Origin of the sequence: Zunongwangia sp. (assembly GCF_048269745.1) — a bacterium.
In the GTDB taxonomy this organism is placed as follows: Bacteria; Bacteroidota; Bacteroidia; order Flavobacteriales; family Flavobacteriaceae; genus Zunongwangia.
This window is the reverse complement of record NZ_JBLXIB010000001.1, coordinates 332,766-353,813: the sequence shown is the minus strand read 5'-3', so window position 1 is coordinate 353,813 and position 21,048 is coordinate 332,766. Positions and strand designations below refer to the sequence as shown.

The window sequence follows — 21,048 nt, the reverse complement described above, 5'->3', positions numbered from 1 at the left end:
AAAATTAATACTCAATATTATTCATTTTATGAGTATTTTCTATAGCCTTCTCATTTTTATAATCAATCCATTCTTGGCCTTTCCATTTCCGCATAATATTATCTAGATTACGCATAACAACTAAATTATAGATAGCCTTAGAAACGTTTTTTACACTTCTAGGCAAAGCTCGCAAACTCATTGAAAAACCAGGCGTTAAATACGTCATTTGGTGCCAATAGCCTTCAGGCATATACAATGTTTCCCCGTGATTTAAATAGGCTACGTAGCCTTTTGCTTTTTTAAGTGCAGGAAATTTCTGAAAATCCGGATTGGTAAAATCAATATCTTCCCTAGAGATTAATGCATGCGGGACTTTATACAAATACTTACTTTCTGAAGGCGGATACAAAATACATTGCTTTTTTCCATGAAAATGAAAGTGAAAAATATTCGCAAAATCGATATCGTAATGCATAAATACTTTTGAGTTTTCTCCTCCAAAAAACAACATTGGCAATTGCTTTATCATTCGCAAGCCAATATCAGGAAATTTAAAATCGTTTTGGAGAGCAGGTACTTCTTTCATTAAATGATAAAGAAAAATACGATAATCGGTTGGTTCCTGCTCCAATAAATCGATATAATCGCTCATGCTCATTTCGGCGTGTGGCTCATTAAACTTATATTCAGAAGTAGTAGGCCTATCGTCGTAAAGAGGCACAATTTTATCACCGGCTATTTCTTTAATATAATTTAGGTGCCATTTGTGGTAAGCAGGCCAATCTTCAATAAAATTTTCTATTACAACCGGCTTCTGAGGTTTAATATATTTCTCTAAAAGTTCGGTTTTTGATATAGCTCTTTCCCTAGGTATTTCTTCTAACTGTAATTCTTCTTCCTTCATTATCCAATATTCGACTTTTTATGAGTGTTTTTTACAGCCTGTTTATTCTTATAATCTATCCAACTCTGCCCATTTATTTTACGCATCAAATTATCATAATTTCGCATAAACAACAGGTTATTTAAAACTTCTGCTATTTTTTTTGGTGATTTTGGAAAAGATCGTAGTGTTAAGGATAAACTTGCTGTTTCATACTTCATATAATGCCACCATTTACTAGGCATAAATACACCTTCTCCGTGCTCTAAATATGTTTCATAACCTTTTGCTTTCGCTAAAGCCGGATACGTTTTAAAATCGGGGTTATCCATATTAATAACCTCCATACTTACAATTGAAAAAGGTACTTTATATAAATATTTAGTTTGGCTTGGTGGATATAGTAAAACTCGCTTTCTACCGGCGAAGTTAAAATGAAAATTATTGGCCAAATCCATATCATAGTGCATTACCACACTAGAGCCCTCTCCTCCTACAAATAATACAGGAAGTTTTTTAAAAAATGAAACCCCAAAATCGGGATAATTGATATCTTCTAAAAGTTCTGGACAATTTTGAAGTAAATTGAAAAAGAACATCCTTAAATCGGAAGGACCTTGTTCTAAAATATCAAAATACTCATTTATAGGTAACTTTTTAGCAGCTCCGTGAGAGTTTTGCCGTCCCCTAGCCGGCTTTCCATCGTATAATGGCACTACAATTTCACCAGCTTTTTCTTTAAAGTATTCAAAACTCCATTTATGGTAAGCTGGCCAATTTTTAGCTAAATCTTCAAAAACAACTGGTCGTTGCGGAATAAAATATTCCTGTAAAAATTCCTCTTTAGAAATTCCTTTTACACGAGGTAATTCTTGAAGATTTAGTTTCATACTATTATAATTAAACTTTTGCTTTTGCCTTTTGTTTTTCTTCAGTTTGAACATTTCGCTCAATCACGTGACCTGGCCTAGACCATTTTGGCTTTTCACCTTTTGCCTGATATTGAGATTCTTTAGCCTCAACAGTTTCTGGCTGCGATTTCTTTTCAAAAGGTAATTGGGCTTTTATTCCTAAAGCTTTAAACATATCCATATCCTCATTTACATCCGGATTAGGAGTAGTCAATAACTTATCACCGGCAAAAATGGAATTTGCTCCGGCAAAAAAGCACATAGCCTGACCTTCTTTACTCATTTGCGTTCTTCCTGCAGATAAACGCACTTGCGTTTCGGGCATTACAATTCGGGTGGTCGCTACCATACGCACCATTTCCCAAATCGATACCGGTTTTTGTTCTTCTAAAGGAGTTCCTTCTACTGCTACCAATGCATTAATTGGCACAGATTCCGGCTGCGGATTTAATTTTGATAATGCTACTAACATTCCGGCACGATCTTCTTCTTTTTCTCCCATTCCGATAATACCTCCGCTACAAACTGTAACATTAGTTTTACGAACATTTCCTATAGTTTCTAATCGATCTTCAAATCCGCGAGTAGAAATTACTTCTTTATAATATTCTTCCGAAGTATCTAAGTTATGATTATATGCATATAAACCTGCTTCTGCTAAACGGTATGCTTGGTTCTCGGTAAGCATCCCTAAGGTACAGCAAACTTCCATATCCAGTTTATTTATGGTTCGTACCATTTCTAGCACATTGTCAAATTCAGGACCATCTTTTACATTTCGCCAAGCTGCTCCCATGCAAACACGAGAACTACCGGTAGCTTTTGCTCGTAATGCCTGTGCTTTTACATGGCTTACACTCATTAAATCGTTACCATCTATATCGGTATGATATCTTGCTGCTTGCGGGCAATAGCCACAATCTTCAGAGCAACCTCCGGTTTTTATAGATAATAAAGTAGAAACTTGTACAGTATTTGGGTCATGATTTTGCCTGTGTACCGTTGCTGCTTCGTAAAGCAATTCCATTAAAGGTTTATTGTAAATCGCTAAGATTTCCTCTTTGGTCCAATTATGTTTTGTAGCCATCAGATTTGATTTGTATTCAAAAATAAATAAAACTTCATTTAAAAGCATTTTTAGGTAAGTGCTCTTTCCAGTTTTATACTTTACTTATTAAAATAGAGACGGAATTACCGCCAAAACCAACCGCATTAACTAAGATATTTTGTAGCCGCTTTGGTTTTTTACTAATATCGGAAAAAGGAACCGAAATGAACTCTTGATTCTTTAGCATTAACATTGCTAATTCCAAATTCAGAATTCCCGACGTTGCAAACGTATGCCCTATTTTCCATTTATTAGAAGTCATTGCTGGTAAATTTTCACCAAACAGCGCTTTTATGGCATTTACTTCTCCTAAATCTCCTTTTATGGTTCCTGGCGCATGCATTACCACAGCATCAATTTCAGCTGGATTTAATTTTCCAATTGCCATTTTCATGGAATTTTGCATACATACTCCTTCATCAGAAATAGAAACACTATGTTTTAATTTTTCTGCGGAATACCCAATTCCGATAATTTTAGCTTCCGCATTATCTGAAACTGAATTTTCTAAACACAGCAAGGCGGCACCTTCCCCTAAAACCATCGAATTTCTAGTTTTATCCAGATTCAAGGCTTGACACGGATACTCTAAATCTTCTGTTGCATAGGTTTTTATAGCTTTCATTTGGGCTATTGTAAATGGTGTAAGTGCTGCTTCGCTAGCGCCGGCAATAAATTTATTAGCCAGCCCAGATTGTAACCAAGCAACCGCATTTAAAACCGAATGTAAACCGGTTGAACAGGTTACACTATGGGAAAAATGAACGCCATTATTCTGTAAATCTTGTCCAACCCAAGATGAAATATTTCCTAAAGTTGTTGAGGGTGAAGTTTGAGTAGAGGCTTTTCGATTTTCAATAAATTCAGAATGAAATTTTTCAAAAAGTTCTGTTGCTCCACGAGAGCTTCCGATGTTGATTCCTATATTTTTTTCGTTTTGCCAACCAGCGCTTTGTATAACTTGCCTAGAAACATAAATCGCCATTAAAACAGAGCGATCAAGTTTTCGATAGTGTATAGATTCTGTTCTTAATTTATCGATTTCAGCTTGTACTTTTTTGGGCAAAAAAGCAGCAAAGGCTTCTTCTCCTTCAAAATCATGCTTTTTAATACAATGCTGATTGGTTTTATAAGCATTCCAGGTCTCTTTTTGATCTTCTCCCATAGGAGAAACCGAAGCCATGGAAGTTATATAAATTGGGTTTTTCATATTTCTAATTGTAAGCCTTTAGCTCAATTGAATTATCTAATTGATCTACCTCTTTCTTTTTTCTAATGTCTAATATAATATCTAAATTCTATTTAAAATCTATCAAAAACTCCTTCAATAACTTCGTAAATCCTATTCATTTCTTCGTCTGAAATTATATAAGGCGCGGTGATATAGATCGTATTTCCAAGTGGACGAAGATAAACTCCATTTTTCATGAAATATTGAAAAAGCTGATTTCGAAGGTTTCCGTAGCGTTCCATTTTTACATTTAGATCGAACGCAAAAATAATCCCCAATTGCCTAATATTGGTCACTTTTGGATGCTCTTTTATTTTATCTGCAAAGGCTTGGTGTAAGTTTTCGATTCGCTTAATATTGTTTTGCATCTCTTCCGAAGTTAATAATTCCACTCCAGCTAAAGCTGCAGCACAAGCTAGCGGATTTGCGCTATACGTATGTCCATGAAATAATCCTTTAGCTATATCTTCAGAATAAAAAGCATCGTAGATTTTTTGCGAACAACTAGTAAGCCCCATTGGTAATAAACCAGCTGTAAGTGCTTTAGACATGCATATTACATCGGGTTTCGTTTCAATATAATCGGAAGCAAAATAACGTCCGGTTTTTCCAAATCCCGTCATTACTTCATCGGCTACACAAATAATATCGTTGGCTTTACAAACTTTCAGGATTTCATTTAATCCTTTGGCATCATGCATTTTCATTGCAGCAGCTCCTTGCACCAAAGGTTCGTAAATAAAACCGGCAATATTATAATGTTGAATTACTTGTTGAAGTTTTTCCAAAACTTGCTGATTGTTCGTACCATTTGGTACTGGAATACGCTTTACATCGATAAAATGATCTTTAAAAGCTCCATTATAAACAGACAAACTTGAAACTGACATTGCTCCAAAGGTATCGCCATGAAAACCTTCTTCAAAAGCTAGCATTACTTTACGGCCATTTCCTAGATTATAATGATACTGCAAGGCCATTTTTATTCCGATCTCGGTTGCTGTAGAACCATTATCGTTAAAAAACAGTTTTTGCTGACCTTCTGGTAAAATCTTAATTAAAGCTTCGGAAAGTTCGACCGCTGGTTTGTGAGTAAAACCGCTAAAAACAACCTGATCCAGGTTCTTCATTTGCGCAGCAACACGATCGGTAATAAAATTGTTGCAATGGCCATATACACAAGTATACCAAGATGAAATTCCGTCTATATATTCTTTTCCCTCTTCATCATATAACTTTACGCCTTTAGCTTTAGTAATTCCTAAAGCATCTCCGGCAATTTTATGCTGTGTCAGCGGATGCCACAAATGCTTTTTATCGCGTTCAGCTAAACTTAAATGCTCTTCCATTTCTTTATTTTTTCAAATTCTCACGAAATTTATCTGCATATTTTTTAATCACTTCCGCAGTAAATTCTTTTTCTTCTTCTACGCGACCAATTACAGAAACACCACTCATTTTCTCAATAATATTTTCAGTAGTTTTCGTTGCATTTCCACTATAAATTATTCCGAAACAATCTAACCCGCGGGTTCGCAAGGCTTCAATACTTAACAACGTATGATTGATGCTCCCTAAATAGTGACGAGAAACTAAAATAACCTTATCAGTTGGCTGAATTAAGTCGGCAATGGTTTCTGTATTGCTTATTGGCACCAACAAACCACCAGCGCCTTCAATCACCAAATTATTATAGGTTTCCGGTCTAACTATGGTTTTGGATGTAACTTCAACACCATCTATCTCCGCAGCAGCATGTGGACTCATAGGGGTTTTTAATGCAAAAGCATTGGAATGAAATTGTGTGGTTTCATTACTAATTAAATGCTGAATTTTATGGGTATCTGAATAATCTAAATCTCCTGCTTGTATAGGTTTCCAATAATCTGCTTCTAAAGCTTCCGTCACCATCGCAGAGATCATTGTTTTTCCAACTTCTGTACCTATGCCGGTAACAAAATAAGTCTGTTTCATTTTAAATTAAATTTGTATTTGCAGTTTTCGCATCGGTACGAATATTTGGTATACATTGGTAAAACCGAAAAAAGAAAGCCGACAAAGAAATAAATAAAAGATTTAAAATCGGTAATACTGGTATAATATTCTATTTTAGAACTATTGCAATTGGGACAGTGAATAGGTTCTCCTGCATTATCCAACGAATACTTAGAAATACTTTCTAAAATCGTTTTTGCGCGAGCTTCATCTTCATCAAAAACCATTAATTCTACGCCACCAATTGCATTACTGATTAGCGGATCGGTATTAATTGTATGCTCATTATTAATTACAACCTGAATCTCTTCGGCTTCTAGCCTAGCTTTTACAATTTGTGCTTCTGAAGCATATTGAAAACTTGCAATTACTTTTAATGAACTATTCATCTCAAATAGATTTTAACGATTCTGAAAGTAAATTTATAAGTGAATTTATTTCTTCTTCGGAATTGAAACTATGCAAACAAAAACGGAGACGCTCGCTACCTTTTGAAACAGTTGGCGAAAGAATAGGTTTTACTAAAAATCCGCTTTGTTGAAATGAAGTCGCTATTTTTTTAACCGATTCGTTTCCTGAAACTATTGCACATTGAATTGGCGATTCACTTTCGATAAAATAAGAATCGATTTTAGCGATTTTCAATTGTTTTTTGAAATACTGAATATTCGCTTTTAGCTTACCTATTTCAGCTTCTCCAATTTTTAATTGCTGAAAGGCTGAATAAATAGTTGCTATTGTATGTGGTGGAAGTCCTGTTGTGTAAATAAAACTTCGTGCGAAATTTACCAAATATGATTTTAGTTTCTGGCTACCTAAAATAACAGCTCCATGGCAACCCATTGCTTTCCCAAACGTATGGATTCGTGCAAAAACCTTTTCCTGAAGCTGAAATTGATTTACTAATCCGCTTCCGTTCTCACCGAAAATCCCGGTGCTATGCGCTTCATCTACAATTAAAAAATGATTGTTTTTTTCGGAAAAATTAGCCAATTCAAGTAAAGGAGCTTGGTCTCCATCCATAGAGAATATAGCTTCGGTTACAATATAGATTGACGCGTTTTCTGAAGGTTTTTGACGGGAAATTTTAGCTTGTAAATCCTCGATATTATTATGCTTAAATTTATAAGCTTTCGCATTACTTAATGAAATTCCATCACGAATGCTGGCATGAATTAATTCATCATAAAAAATGAAATCACCTTTTTGCGGTACTGATGAAAAAAAACCCAGATTGGCATCGTAACCGGAATTAAAAACAAGGGCACTTTCAGCCTGATGGAATTCGGCTAAAAAATTTTCGGTAAGGTCGAATAATTTATGATTTCCTGAAATAAGCCGACTACCGGTAGCTCCGTTTTGCTTCAGTTGAAATTTTTCACAAAGCCTTGTTGCTTCAATAAAAATTGATTCAGAATTAGAAAACGCTAGATAATCGTTAGAATAAAAATCGAATAGATCTTTATCTGTTTTAGAAAGAATCCTAAAATTTTGCTGCTCTTTTCGAGAATCTAATTTGTAACGAAGTTTTTCAGGAAAAAAATTCATAGCGCAAAACTAGGATATTCACCCTATAACTACCAAATACAAATTTGTTTAGTTACATTTTTGTATGGTCGATATTATCTTCTGGAGTATCGTCTATCTGACTTTTTAGAACATGAGAATTCTTCTGATATTTACCTTGCAAATCATCCATTTTAGATTTATACCAAAGCTTATTTCCGATAAAATAAGAAGCTCTCCCTATTAAATGGGCTCCTACCGGAGCTGTTAAAAACAAAAATAATACAATTACAAAAGTACGAGAAGTTGTACCTAAATCGTTAAAATAAAAGGCTACAGCTCCTAATACTAAACTTATCCCTAAAGTTGCTGCTTTTGTATTTACTGAAATTCGGAGGTAAGTATCTGGCATACGGATTAAACCTATTGCTGCTAAAAGCACAAATAGCGTTCCGCCTGTTATCATTATCCCTATAAATATATTCATTTTCTCTTACTTCTTCGTTCTAAATAATAACTTAAGGCAACGGTACTTAAAAATGCAATTAGGGCTAAAATCATTCCGGTATCTAACAATGTAGAACTTCCGGAAACTATTGTATATACCCCAATAATTCCAATTCCTGTTGTTATTAAAAGGTCAAGGCAGACAATACGATCTGCTATACTTGGCCCTTTAAAAAATCGGACTAATATTAAGATAACCGAAAAAGCTAAAATCGGTAAAATTATTATTCTGCAATATTCTGGTAGCGTCATGTTAAAATATCTAAAATTCGTTTTTCAAAACCATTCTTAATTCCTGCAACAAATTCCTCTTTATCATCAATATACATGGCATGTACATACAACACTTTTTTATCATCTGAAACATCTAAACTTAATGTTCCGGGTGTTAATGTAATCATGTTTGCCAACAAGGTTATTCCTGCATCGCTTTGAACTGTTAATGGGACTTTTATAATACCAGGCCTCATATGTAATTTAGGAGTTCCCACTTCCCAAGCCACTTGCAAATTTGCTTTTATTAATTCATAAACAAAAAAGAATACGAAATTGATAAGTTTAGGTACAATAGTAAAATACTTTGCTTTACGAGCACCCGAAGTGATAACCATTAAGATAAAATAACTTAATATAAAACCAAACAAGTAGTTAGTAAAATGGAAATCACCCGTTAAGACCACCCAAACGAATGTGAGAAGTATATTTGAAACAAAGCTGTTTTTCATCATTGTTCTACTTATTAACTATTGTTTAAAACAGTATCTATATACTGCTGACTATTGGTTAACTCGTGTGCTATTCTTTGTGATAAAATTTGAATGTTTTCGGCGCCAAAACCTATATATAACGATATTAAGCTAAGAAAAATAATCGGAATTATAAATTGTGATTTTTTAGCTCTGCTGATATCTGAAAAATATTCAAATTTTGGTTTTTCAGGGATTGCTTTTGCATCTTTCCAAAAAACCTCTGCCCACAATTTGGCTATAATTATCAGCGTGATAAAACTTCCGAAGATAATACCTCCTACAACCCAATAATTATGAAGATTTAATCCTTCGGAAATCAATGATATTTTCGGCCAAAACCCAGATAAAGGAGGAATACCTACTAAAGAGAATAATGGTATAAAAATTAGCAAACTAATTTTCGGGTATTTTGCATAAAAACCACCTAACATTCGCATACTATTAGAGGACTTTATTTTAAAGATTAACCCACTAACCATAAACAGGTTAGTTTTTACCATAATATCGTGAATTAGATAAAATATAACTCCTGTTATAGCTATTTCAGTGTACATCCCCAAACCGGCAATCATATAACCAATATGGCAAATTATTAAGTAAGAAAATACCTTCCGAATGTTATTTTGAACTAATGCACCTATTCCTCCACTAAACAATGTTAAGATAGCGAGCACCATAATAATTTTATCTAAAAAGACATCTCCAACAAAAATTAGTGTAAATACACGTATTAATGCATATACACCCACCTTAGTTAGAAGACCACCAAAAATTGCAGAAACTGCAGCTGGTGGAGTATGGTAAGAAGCCGGTAACCAAAAATATAATGGAAAAATAGAGGCTTTTGTACCAAAACCTATTAAAAATAGAATAGCAGCTACTTCTACTAAACCTCTGTTTTCTACAGCAGCTACCTTACCAGCTAAATCTGCCATATTTAAAGAACCCGTCAAACCATATAATATAGCAATTGCTGTTAAAAATATAGTAGACGCTAATATATTAAGAGTAAAATATTTTACCGCTCCCTCCAACTGTGCTTTTTCACCTCCAATAGTTATAAGTACAAAAGAGCTAATAATTATAATTTCAAACCATACATAGAGATTAAAAATGTCTCCTGTTAAAAATGCTCCGGTAAGTCCTAATAATAAAAAGTGAAAAATGGGATAATAGCCAAATCGTAATCGATCTTTAATAACCGATCCTGCTGAAAATATGGAAACAGCCAATCCTGATATAGCCGTTAACAAAACTAACGTAACCGATAAGGTATCGGCTGCAAATACAATACCATAAGGAGCATCCCAATCTCCAGCTTTTACTATTTGCATACCATTCTCCCATACATAATAAAAAACATATGAAGCTAAGCCTAATGCAATACAACTGCCAGCGATACTAATTATCTTTTGAATATGAATTTTATTCCAAAAAAACATTAATACAATGCTTAGGAATAATTGAAATAATAAAGGGTATATAATTAACTGTTGCATTATGAATCTTCGTCTGTTGCGTTCATTTCATCCAAATCGTCTGTGCGTACCACTTTATGTGCACGTTTAACCAAAATAATAGCAAAGGATTGCAATCCAAAACTAATTACGATAGCGGTCAAAATTAAGGCCTGTGGTACAGGATCTGCGTAAGCTTCTATGAATACTTTAGAAGCTTCGGGTATTATTGGTGGCGCTCCTTTTGTTATTCTTCCTAACAAGAAAATAAGTAAATTTGCACCGTTACCTAATAAAATTATTCCAATAATAAGCTTTACTAAACTACGCCTTAAAATCATAAAAATTCCGGCAGCATATAGTAACCCTACTAAAAATGCTAATAATATTTCCATAATTAAGGGGCTTCTGAGATTGTAAAGATTATGGTTAATGTAACACCTACTACAACTAAATACACTCCCATATCAAAAAACATAGCGGTTCCTACACTACCTAAAACCGGTACGTGACCATGATACCAAACCCCTGTCATAAAAGGTTTGTTGGCAAATAATACCGGAACTAATCCACTAAAGAAAGAAAGTGCTAACCCCGTAGGCATTAAAAAACCAGGATGAAATTTAATTAATTGCTTGGTGTTTTTTAAACCATTTGCAAAGGAATGTAATACAAAAGCAATGGCTGCAATTAAACCTCCTACAAAGCCTCCTCCGGGCAAATAATGCCCTCTTAAAAGGATAAAAATCGAAAACAGCAGCAATACCGGTAATAAGTATATAGACGCTGTCCGTAATATTATAGTTTTCATATAAAAACAAATTATTGAACTCTATCGGTTCTTTTCAATCTTAATTTTAATAAACCAAACACCCCAATGGCTGCTATGGTTAATACTGAAATTTCTATCATTGTATCAGCCCCTCTGAAATCTACTAAAATCACATTAACCACATTCTTACCATGTGCCATAATATATGAATTTTCAGCATAAAAATCTCCAATTTCGCTATTAACAGGCTCGGCTAATACTTCTAAAGCGAGTATTCCAATAGTACTTCCAAATAGCAAAGCTAAGATACCATCCCTAATCTTCATTTTACGGTCTTGTATCTTTAAATAGCGAGGTAATCTATATAATACCAAAACAAATAATATTACAGTTAAGGTATCAATAGAAAATTGCGTCATCGCTAAATCGGGAGCGCTATAAAAAACAAATATCAAACAAAAGGAAAGACCAATTACACCCATTCCAACTACTGCTGATAATCGACTTTTTGTAAATACAGTATACAAAATTGCGACACTCATTATTACACATACTACTAGCTCGTAAAAACCAATATTAGATAATTTATTAAAATCAATTCTAAACTCAGTACTTGTTATCATAGTGCTTGCAACCATACACACTAAGAAAAATATAATAACAAAAACATAATTTCTTAAATATCCATTCTGAAAAGTACGCGTCCAAAATGATGATACTGCTACAAAGCCACGGTTAAAAGCATGCATTATACTTTTAGGACTTATAAACTCTAACTTACCTATTGCTGTTTCTAACTTTACAGAAGGTTTAATTATAAAATATAATAATGTTCCTACTGTAATAGTTACTAAACTTAAAATAAATATAGTATTAAAACCATGCCATAAAGCAAGGTGAATCTCTTCTGATGCTCCCCCCATTGCCTTTACTAAAGGTTTTATTAAACTATCTTGTATTAATCCAGGCATAAGACCAAATAACAAACTTAAAACAGCAAGAATTAATGGAGGAAACCACATTAATGGGCTTGGCATTTTAGCATCTTTAAACGTATCAGGAAGCTTCCCTCGAAAAGGGCTAATACCTGCTACAAAACCTGCCCATAATAATAGTATTTTTGTTATTATTATTGACACTATTAATATCGTTGCAATTATAGGTGCATGCATTGTGGCCTCATACGTTAGCTCTTTTCCTAAAAACCCGATAGTTGGTGGAATTCCGGCACTCGAAATACCAGCTATAATTGCTGCAATACCAACCGGCATTAAAACTTTCATTAAACCGCCTAGTTGAGTAATATTACGAGTACCTGTTTGGTGATCTATAATTCCTGTAGTTAAGAATAGAGTGGCTTTATAAAGTGCGTGAACTATTATAAAAACTGCAGCAGCTGTGAAAGCTTCGGTTGTTCCTAAGCCTATTAAAAACATTAAGATTCCTAATGCTGAAATTGTGGAATAAGCCAACACTCCTTTTAGATCAGTTCGAAATAAAGAATGAAAAGCTGAATACAACATCGTTATCGCTCCTACTATAATTAAAGTATTATTCCATAAAGGTTCGTCTCCTAAAATTGGCGTAAATCTCATCATTAAATAAATACCTGCTTTTACCATGGTTGCAGAATGCAAGTAGGTAGATACAGGCGTAGGAGCTTTCATTGCTCCAGGCAGCCAAAAATGAAAAGGAAATTGAGCTGATTTTGTAAATGCTGCTCCAAAAAACATTAATACCGCTAGGGAATAAAATTCACTCCCCTTAATAGCTTCAGTAGGCATTGTTAGCATTTCGCTAATACTATAAGTCCCGGTTATATTACCAAGCGTCATAGCACCTACCAATAAAAACATTCCTCCTAAACCAGTAATACCTAGAGCAATTAAAGCTGATTTACGAGAACCTTCTTCAGTATTATTAAAGCCTATTAAAAAGAATGAACTAATACTAGTAAGCTCCCAAAACATGAATATACTAATAAGGTTATCAGAAAGGACAAGACCTAACATAGCGGCCATAAACACACTTAAATAGCCATAAAACCTATCTAAGTATTTATGCCCGTGTAAGTATGATGAAGTATATATAAATACAATAGAACCTATTCCTGTTATCATTAAACAAAAAAGTAATGACAAACCGTCTAACGTAAAAGTAAGACTAGCTCCAAATGAAGGAACCCAATTGTACACTTCTCTAATAACTTTACCTTCTAAAACTTTAGGTATAAAGCTCAAAAAGTATATAAATAAACTAAGTGGAATTAAGGAAGACAGGACAGCAAACTTCCCTTTAAAAAATTTTCCAGCAAAAATAAGAATAAGCGCAAATAAAAATCCTAAGAGTACTGCTGTAAGCATATTTTTTAAATAACCGTTTTAGCAAATATAATAGTAATTATTTAAGTTTTATGCTAATTCTAGTGCTTAAATATTCACAATCTAGTTCTATTTGCAATAAAATAACCTTAAAAGTAAAAAGTTAATATTTCAGGATAAATTTAACCAAATATCACCATCATTAATAACTCAAAAAATAAAAAGCCGAAGTAAAAACTTCGGCTTTTTGTAAATATATTTTTAAAAGATTTTAATCTGCTAGAATGATTGCTTTATTATCTTTCATTTCCAGAACTCCTCCTTTAATATCATAAAACAATTCTTTTCCTTCTTGCTTAAAATCTGAAGATAATTTTTCTATTTCAGTACTTGCTGAAGCAAGATTAATTTTAACCGTTCCATCTGTTAAAGTTGATACGATAGGTGCGTGATTATTCAACATTTGAAATTCACCATTAATCCCAGGAACTTTTACAGCATCCACATCGGCTTGAAAAACCATCGCTTCTGGTGTTACGATTTCTAAATACATATATATTAGTATTGAATATTGAGCACTTAGAGGTTAAGTTTAAAGTAATTTTATACGAACTTCTAATATACCCTATAACTAGTTATGATTCAGCTAGCATTTTTTCTCCAGCTTCAATTGCTTCTTCTATAGTACCTTTAAGATTGAAAGCAGATTCTGGTAAGTGATCTAATTCACCATCCATAATCATATTAAATCCTTTAATAGTTTCTTTAATATCTACTAAAACACCTTTAAGTCCAGTAAACTGTTCTGCTACGTGGAAAGGCTGAGATAAGAAACGTTGTACTTTTCTTGCACGAGCTACAGCAAGTTTATCTTCTTCAGATAATTCTTCCATACCCAAAATCGCAATAATATCTTGCAATTCTTTATAACGCTGTAAAAGCTCTTTTACACGTTGTGCACAATTATAATGATCTGCCCCTAAAATTTCTGCAGTAAGAATTCTTGAAGTAGAATCTAAAGGATCTACCGCAGGATAAATACCTAACTCTGCAATTTTACGAGAAAGTACTGTTGTTGCATCTAAGTGAGCAAAAGTTGTTGCTGGTGCTGGATCGGTAAGGTCATCCGCAGGTACGTAAACAGCCTGAACTGATGTAATAGAACCATGCTTAGTTGATGTAATACGCTCTTGCATTGCCCCCATTTCGGTTGCAAGTGTTGGCTGGTATCCAACAGCCGATGGCATACGACCTAAAAGTGCAGAAACCTCTGAACCAGCTTGAGTAAAACGGAAAATATTATCAACAAAGAAAAGTACGTCTTTCCCTTGTCCTTCTCCTGCTCCATCACGGAAAAATTCAGCAATTGTAAGACCAGATAGTGCAACACGTGCACGAGCCCCTGGTGGTTCGTTCATTTGTCCAAATACGAAAGTTGCTTTAGAATCTTTCATAGCTGACTTATCAACTTTTTCAAGATCCCATCCACCTGCTTCCATAGAATGCATAAAATCATCTCCGTATTTTATAATACCTGATTCTAGCATTTCTCGAAGTAAATCATTTCCTTCACGAGTACGTTCTCCTACTCCGGCAAAAACAGAAAGACCACCGTGTCCTTTTGCAATATTATTAATTAATTCCTGAATAAGTACTGTTTTACCTACACCAGCACCTCCAAATAATCCAATCTTACCACCTTTTGCGTAAGGCTCAATTAAATCGATTACTTTAATACCGGTAAATAAAACTTCAGTAGAAACAGATAAGTCCTCAAATTTTGGCGCTTCTCTATGTATCGACATTCCATTTTGTCCAGTCTTCGGCAAATTACCTAAACCGTCTATAGCGTCACCTACAACATTAAAAAGACGACCATATACATCTTTACCAATAGGCATCTGAATTGGAGAACCTGTTGACAATACTTCTACCCCTCTACCTAAACCATCGGTAGAATCCATAGATATAGTTCTAACAGTATCTTCACCAATATGCGTTTGCACCTCTAAAACTAATATAGAACCATCTTCTCTTTTAATTTCCAAAGAATCGTAAATCCTTGGAAGATCATTCTCTGAGTCGAAAGATACATCAACTACAGGACCTAGTACTTGGGCAACTTTACCTGTTACTTTAGACATTATAAATTTCTTTACTGTTTTTTTATTAACTAGTTTTACAGCTTTATAGAATGTTGATTTTTACAACTATATCCAAAAAAAGACTGTAAATTGGCTGCAAATATAGTTTTTTCTAAATAAAAACATACTCACATATTAATAACTTTTTTTATACACTAAAAAGTTATCATTTTGAGAATCAAAAATAACAATTTTTACTGAGTTTAATTATTCAACCGTAACAGATTTTGCTAAATTACGAGGCTGATCCACATTTTTACCTAAAATAACAGCTATATGGTAAGAAAGTAACTGTAAAGGAATTGTAGTTAAAAGCGGAGTTAATGCTTCTATTGTTTCAGGCACTTCAATTAAATGATCAGCTAAATTTTTCACTTCTACATCTCCTTCAGTAACCACACTTATAATCTTTCCTTTCCTAGACTTTATTTCTTGAACGTTACTTACTACCTTTTCATAATACCCCTTACTTACCGCTATTACAACTACCGGCATTTCATCGTCGATTAAAGCTATAGGTCCATGTTTCATTTCTGCAGCAGGATAACCTTCTGCATGTATATAAGAAATTTCCTTAAGTTTCAAAGCTCCTTCTAAAGCTACCGGGAAATTATAACTACGGCCTAAGTAAATACAATTTCTAGAATCTTTGTAAATAGCTGCAATATCCTTAATTGTATCGTTAAGTTTTAAAGTAGCTTCTATTTTTTCTGGAATTTGTTTCAACTCTTGTAAATGTAATCTAAAACTAGAGTCTGAAATTGTTCCTTTATATTGACCAAGTTTCAATGCCATTAAGGTTAAAACAGTAATTTGGGTAGTAAATGCTTTGGTTGAAGCTACTCCAATTTCCGGACCTGCATGTGTATAAGCGCCTGCATGTGTTTCTCTTGAGATAGAAGAACCAACTACATTACAAACACCAAATACAAAAGCACCTTTTTCTTTAGCCAATTTAATTGCTGCCATAGTATCTGCTGTTTCTCCACTTTGAGAAATAGCAATAACAACATCATTTTCAGTAATTACAGGATTTCGATACCTAAATTCAGAAGCATATTCTACTTCTACAGGAATTCTAGCCATATCTTCAAACGCATATTCAGCTACTAAACCTGCATGCCAAGAAGTTCCACAAGCTACAATAAGAATACGATTTGCATTCGCAATTCTAGCTAAATTATCATCTACCCCAGCCATTTTAATAATGCCTTCGTCTGCTAAAAGCCTACCCCTATAAGTATCTCTAACTGCGTTAGGTTGTTCGTAAATTTCTTTAAGCATGAAGTGCTCGTAACCGCCTTTTTCAATTTCTTCTAAATTCAATTTTAACTCTTGAACATAAGGATCTACTAAAGAATCGGTATTTATTTTACGAACTTTTACTGGTTTATTTTTTCGGACTACTGCCATCTCTCCATCTTCAAGATAGATAGCATTATTGGTATATTTAATAAAAGGAGATGCATCTGATGCGATAAAATATTCCTCCTCGCCAATTCCTATAGCTAAAGGACTTCCCAAACGAGCCACTACAATCTCATCAGGTTTACGCTTATCAAAGACAGCAATTGCATAGGCTCCAATAGTATGATTCAGCGCAATTTGCACCGCTTTACCTAGTTTAACTCCTTCGCTTTTAATGACATCCTCAATAAGGTTTATTAAAACCTCGGTATCCGTCTCACTATCAAACTTATAACCTCTTTTTCTAAGCTCTTTACGAAGCGCATCATTATTCTCTATTATACCATTATGCACAATAGCTAAATTACCAGAATTCGATAAATGCGGGTGAGAATTTACATCATTTGGCTCGCCATGTGTTGCCCATCGTGTATGGCCAATAGCAACGTTACCATTGGTCGTTATATTATTTTTAGCCTTTTCTACTAAATCAGCTACTTTACCTTGTGTCTTACAAACTTTTAATTGCCCTCCATCAAACAAAGCGATACCTGCACTATCGTAACCACGATATTCCAATCGTTTTAAACCATTAATTACAATATCATAGGCTTCTCTATTCCCTATATAACCAACTATTCCGCACATAGTAGTAGTTTTTATTCTAATTTAAAATACGTTATATTCCGCTCTCTGTATAGTAAATATTCAATTTAGGACGGCGAGCTTCATCTTCTGCTGTATTTCCATACAACACTGTTCCTTTTGGTGAAATAACACTTACTGAAGGTATTGCTTTTACAGGTGAAGGTGTTGATTCTTTAACTATTGTATTATTTAAAGCTGTAATTTGGCCTCTATTTGATACCAAAACAGAATTAATATTAGAAACCACAACCAAACCTAAACGTACATTCTTCACATCTTCACTTGCTAATAAATTAACAATATGCGAAGTTAATCGAAGTTTATAACTCTTATAACCATCTTCTTCATCTTGCAATGGGCCAAAAATTGTGCTTGCAGAGGTTGCTGGAGAGGCTGAAAAAGATGCAGATGATGCATCTGCAATTATAGATTTTTTATCTAAATCATAAAGATAAATTCGGGAAGGCTCAACTCCAAAATCTATATCATTTGGCACGTAAAAGGTAAGGTTCGCTTCATTAATAATTAAATCACGCGCTCTTAAGTCTTCTAACACCTGATTGTCTGGAAATAATTTTATTACTCCCATACTACCTTCTCCTCCTTTTAAATAAAGTTTTTCGGCACCAACTAATGTATCTTGTGCAGCAATTTCCGAAAGAATATTTTCCGGGTAATTTCCTTTCAATAAATTAATCTTTTTAGTATCGAAATTTATTTTAAAACTTTTGGAAACTTTCTCACCTTCATCATTATCGTGCGAATAATAAAGAGTTATACCTGTATTAGCATCAGCATTTGCCATGTCTAGCAACACCATATTTCCTTTATCGGAAACAGGTTCTGCTTTTAAATACAATCCTCTAAAATAATTATCAAAATCTGCTTGACTAGATAATTTTGATTGATTATTTATTATTTTTTCTTTAAAAAATTCCTTATCCAATTTTACCCTTAAAGCTGGTTTTCTAACTATAGTATCGTTTTCTCCTTCGCTATTTTTAGCTAATAAAATTATTTGTTTTGATGATGGATAAAAGCTTGTATTTTCATAAACTTTTTCACCCTTATGATTTTCAAAAATATCTTGTTGATTACTATAGTATTTTTGAGAATCCTCAAAATTAGATTCGGGATCCAAATCACTTAAATAATATTTAGATTCAAAAATCGATAATTTTATTGGGGTTTCTCCATACAAGGAATCTAATTTGTAAGAAACTGAAGTTGTATTCGAAGCTTCTTGTTTAGAAAAATAAGGTATTTCTAATACTACACTATCTAAATTAGTATCAGCAGGAAAATCTGGATTTGTAGTCGATAGCTGTAATCCGGAAACAACACTTGCTACATCCTCGCCATATACGTTATTAGTATAAACACCTAATAATTTTGAACCATAATAGGTATTTTGGTTAGCACCACCACTACTTACTAAATTAGTATTATAGTAATTTGTTTGCACTGAGTTCAATTTTGAAGTAAATGTTTTTACATCAAACTTTTCTAACTGCACACCAGCTGGGTTTTCTATAAGTTCGCCACCCACTTCACTAAAATCATCATCGCATGATGTAAAAACAAAAATAACAACAAGAGCTGTTGTTATTTTTAAAATTGATTGGTATAAATTCATTTAAACAGAAATTTCTTTATTGCGTAAACACTTTTGTTAGATAAAAATCTTGATAAGCTTGAGAAAATTCTTCTCTAGGTTTGTAAGGTAACAAAGGTTTGTTAATCTTTTTTAGATAGTCTATTAATCCATCAGAAAGATCATCACTTCCTATTATAACTGCATCTGAATTATCAGCCGCTGTTTTTGCTAAATTTTCAAAACTAGGTTCTTTTAAATGTTTTAGATCTCTCTTCTCCATCCCATCAAAAAGAATTTTATCGCGCATTTCACTATTTAACGTTCCTTCAAAGTTTTCATTGTAAATTGAAGTCACAATTTTTGTCCCCTTAAACAAAGGCTCATTACCATAGTAATGTTTCAAGTACAATGGCAGCATATAAGCTAACCAACCGTGTACATGAATTACATCCGGCGCCCAATTTAATTTTTTAACAGTTTCAATTACTCCTTTTGCAAAAAATATAGCACGCTCATCATTATCTTCAAAAAGATTTCCATCTTCATCAGTTAGCGTAGCTTTTCGCTTAAAGTAATCTTCATTATCTATAAAATAAACCTGCATTCTCTCTTTTGGAATAGAAGCTACTTTAATAATTAATGGCATATCTAAATCATTGATAACCATATTCATCCCCGAAAGTCGTATAACCTCGTGTAATTGATGCCTTCTCTCGTTGATATTCCCAAACCTAGGCATAAAAATTCTGGTTTGCCCACCTATATTATTAACCATTCTAGCGGCTTCAAACGACGTAGATGATATTTCGGTTTCGGGCAAGTAAGGTATCACTTCAGACGATACGTACAATATCCTCTTATCTTTCATAAATTTTTTCTTTTAAGTGCAGTTGCAAACAAAAAACACGCAAAATTACAAAATTTTATGCAGATTGCCAGAGATATCTTAAGTTTGCACGCTGATAATTTTAATTTAGAATGCAGGTTTTCAAAGAAAAAAAGGTATTACAAAAGCTTTTAGCTGGTTTTAAGTCAGATAAAAAGGTAATTGGATTAGTGCCTACAATGGGCGCGCTTCATCAAGGACACTTGTTTTTGGTAAAAGAAGCTATTAAAACTTGTGATAAGGTTGTAATAAGTATTTTCGTAAACCCTACCCAGTTCGACAATCCAAAAGATTTAGAAAAATATCCTAGAAATCTTGAAGCAGATCTTCGTTTATTAGAAGAAATCTCTTCAGATTTAATCGTTTTCACGCCAAATGCTGTAGAACTTTATGGATCGCAAATAAAATCAGAAGAGTTTGATTTTAACGGACTTGACAAAGTGATGGAAGGAAAGCACCGATCGGGGCACTTTAATGGTGTCGGCACAATTGTTAAGCTATTATTTAATACTGTAAAGCCCGATAAAGCTTTTTTTGGAGAAAAAGATTATCAACAATTGCAAATCATCAGAAAATTAACTGAAATTGAAGCTATGCCAGTTGAAATTATTGGCTGCCCAATTCTACGAGAAGAATCAGGACTTGCAAGAAGTAGTCGAAACGAACGACTAACTCCAAAACAGCGAGAAAATGCTGCTTTTATTTATAAAACACTACAAGAAATTAAAAATAATTTTGGCACAAATAGTGCTGATAATATTCAAAAATGGATTGAAAATGAATTTAAAAATCATCCATTTTTAGAATTAGAATATTTTGAAATTTCTGAAGCAAAAACATTACAGAAAATTACAAACATAAAAGAAGGCGAACAATACCGAGCGTTTATTGCTGCCTATGCCGGTGAGGTTAGGCTTATTGATAATATTGCTCTAAATAATTAA

General features: G+C 33.6%; 21 protein-coding genes. 1 reads left to right on the top strand and 20 read right to left on the bottom strand.

Going from position 1 to position 21,048, the window contains the following annotated elements; translation table 11 throughout:
• Window positions 1-4 precede the first annotated feature (4 nt).
• The 20 genes from ACN0WI_RS01545 to ACN0WI_RS01450 all read right to left on the bottom strand — a co-directional run bounded on the left by ACN0WI_RS01545 (window position 5) and on the right by ACN0WI_RS01450 (window position 20,086).
• Window positions 5-886, bottom strand: a complete 882-nt coding sequence (locus ACN0WI_RS01545; RefSeq protein WP_417884846.1) for a cupin-like domain-containing protein — start codon at window positions 884-886, stop codon at window positions 5-7.
• The gene (locus ACN0WI_RS01540) at window positions 886-1,755 is read right to left on the bottom strand and encodes a cupin-like domain-containing protein (RefSeq protein ID WP_417884845.1); all 870 of its coding nucleotides are present in this window, start codon (window positions 1,753-1,755) and stop codon (window positions 886-888) included. Before ACN0WI_RS01540 ends, ACN0WI_RS01545 begins: the two co-directional genes overlap by 1 nt.
• A gap of 10 nt (window positions 1,756-1,765) precedes the next feature.
• The gene (gene bioB / locus ACN0WI_RS01535) at window positions 1,766-2,863 is read right to left on the bottom strand and encodes a biotin synthase BioB (RefSeq protein WP_417884844.1); all 1,098 of its coding nucleotides are present in this window, start codon (window positions 2,861-2,863) and stop codon (window positions 1,766-1,768) included.
• Window positions 2,864-2,936: 73 nt separating this feature from the next.
• Entirely contained in the window at window positions 2,937-4,094 is a 1,158-nt protein-coding gene (locus ACN0WI_RS01530) for a beta-ketoacyl synthase N-terminal-like domain-containing protein (RefSeq protein ID WP_417884843.1), read from the bottom strand.
• Window positions 4,095-4,186: 92 nt separating this feature from the next.
• On the bottom strand, window positions 4,187-5,464 hold the full coding sequence (bioA, locus tag ACN0WI_RS01525; protein WP_417884842.1) for an adenosylmethionine--8-amino-7-oxononanoate transaminase: 1,278 nt from the start codon (window positions 5,462-5,464) through the stop codon (window positions 4,187-4,189).
• A gap of 4 nt (window positions 5,465-5,468) precedes the next feature.
• Window positions 5,469-6,089, bottom strand: coding sequence for a dethiobiotin synthase (gene bioD, locus ACN0WI_RS01520; protein WP_417884841.1), 621 nt, complete (start codon window positions 6,087-6,089; stop codon window positions 5,469-5,471).
• Window positions 6,086-6,499, bottom strand: a complete 414-nt coding sequence (locus ACN0WI_RS01515; protein ID WP_417884840.1) for a DUF2007 domain-containing protein — start codon at window positions 6,497-6,499, stop codon at window positions 6,086-6,088. Before ACN0WI_RS01515 ends, bioD begins: the two co-directional genes overlap by 4 nt.
• Before the next feature lies 1 nt (window position 6,500).
• Window positions 6,501-7,658 (bottom strand): aminotransferase class I/II-fold pyridoxal phosphate-dependent enzyme, encoded by a 1,158-nt coding sequence (locus ACN0WI_RS01510; protein ID WP_417884839.1) that lies wholly within the window; start codon window positions 7,656-7,658, stop codon window positions 6,501-6,503.
• A 52-nt stretch (window positions 7,659-7,710) separates the two neighbouring features.
• Window positions 7,711-8,103: a monovalent cation/H(+) antiporter subunit G gene (gene mnhG, locus ACN0WI_RS01505; protein WP_417884838.1), complete on the bottom strand. Its 393-nt coding sequence runs from the start codon at window positions 8,101-8,103 to the stop codon at window positions 7,711-7,713.
• A complete protein-coding gene (locus ACN0WI_RS01500; protein WP_417884837.1) occupies window positions 8,100-8,375 on the bottom strand; it encodes a cation:proton antiporter in 276 nt (91 codons plus the stop codon). Before ACN0WI_RS01500 ends, mnhG begins: the two co-directional genes overlap by 4 nt.
• A complete protein-coding gene (locus ACN0WI_RS01495) occupies window positions 8,372-8,848 on the bottom strand; it encodes a Na+/H+ antiporter subunit E (RefSeq protein ID WP_417885094.1) in 477 nt (158 codons plus the stop codon). The genes ACN0WI_RS01500 and ACN0WI_RS01495 overlap by 4 nt, the downstream gene beginning before the upstream one ends.
• 14 nt (window positions 8,849-8,862) lie before the next feature.
• Window positions 8,863-10,314: a proton-conducting transporter membrane subunit gene (locus tag ACN0WI_RS01490; RefSeq protein WP_417884836.1), complete on the bottom strand. Its 1,452-nt coding sequence runs from the start codon at window positions 10,312-10,314 to the stop codon at window positions 8,863-8,865.
• Window positions 10,315-10,370: 56 nt separating this feature from the next.
• The gene (locus ACN0WI_RS01485) at window positions 10,371-10,724 is read right to left on the bottom strand and encodes a Na+/H+ antiporter subunit C (RefSeq protein WP_417884835.1); all 354 of its coding nucleotides are present in this window, start codon (window positions 10,722-10,724) and stop codon (window positions 10,371-10,373) included.
• Between the two features lie 2 nt (window positions 10,725-10,726).
• Window positions 10,727-11,140 (bottom strand): Na+/H+ antiporter subunit B, encoded by a 414-nt coding sequence (locus ACN0WI_RS01480; protein ID WP_417884834.1) that lies wholly within the window; start codon window positions 11,138-11,140, stop codon window positions 10,727-10,729.
• Between the two features lie 11 nt (window positions 11,141-11,151).
• Window positions 11,152-13,464 carry a putative monovalent cation/H+ antiporter subunit A gene (locus ACN0WI_RS01475; protein WP_417884833.1) on the bottom strand — a complete coding sequence of 771 codons (2,313 nt, stop codon included), beginning with the start codon at window positions 13,462-13,464 and terminating at the stop codon, window positions 11,152-11,154.
• A gap of 229 nt (window positions 13,465-13,693) precedes the next feature.
• A complete protein-coding gene (locus ACN0WI_RS01470; RefSeq protein ID WP_417884832.1) occupies window positions 13,694-13,975 on the bottom strand; it encodes a F0F1 ATP synthase subunit epsilon in 282 nt (93 codons plus the stop codon).
• 82 nt (window positions 13,976-14,057) lie between these two features.
• Entirely contained in the window at window positions 14,058-15,566 is a 1,509-nt protein-coding gene (gene atpD, locus ACN0WI_RS01465; RefSeq protein ID WP_417884831.1) for a F0F1 ATP synthase subunit beta, read from the bottom strand.
• Window positions 15,567-15,773: 207 nt separating this feature from the next.
• Window positions 15,774-17,621, bottom strand: a complete 1,848-nt coding sequence (gene glmS / locus ACN0WI_RS01460) for a glutamine--fructose-6-phosphate transaminase (isomerizing) (protein ID WP_417884830.1) — start codon at window positions 17,619-17,621, stop codon at window positions 15,774-15,776.
• A gap of 31 nt (window positions 17,622-17,652) precedes the next feature.
• A complete protein-coding gene (locus ACN0WI_RS01455; protein WP_417884829.1) occupies window positions 17,653-19,257 on the bottom strand; it encodes a DUF4270 domain-containing protein in 1,605 nt (534 codons plus the stop codon).
• A 16-nt stretch (window positions 19,258-19,273) separates the two neighbouring features.
• A complete protein-coding gene (locus tag ACN0WI_RS01450; RefSeq protein WP_417884828.1) occupies window positions 19,274-20,086 on the bottom strand; it encodes a glycogen/starch synthase in 813 nt (270 codons plus the stop codon).
• Window positions 20,087-20,196: 110 nt separating this feature from the next.
• Between ACN0WI_RS01450 and panC the strand changes: the two genes are divergently transcribed.
• The gene (gene panC / locus ACN0WI_RS01445; RefSeq protein WP_417884827.1) at window positions 20,197-21,048 is read left to right on the top strand and encodes a pantoate--beta-alanine ligase; all 852 of its coding nucleotides are present in this window, start codon (window positions 20,197-20,199) and stop codon (window positions 21,046-21,048) included.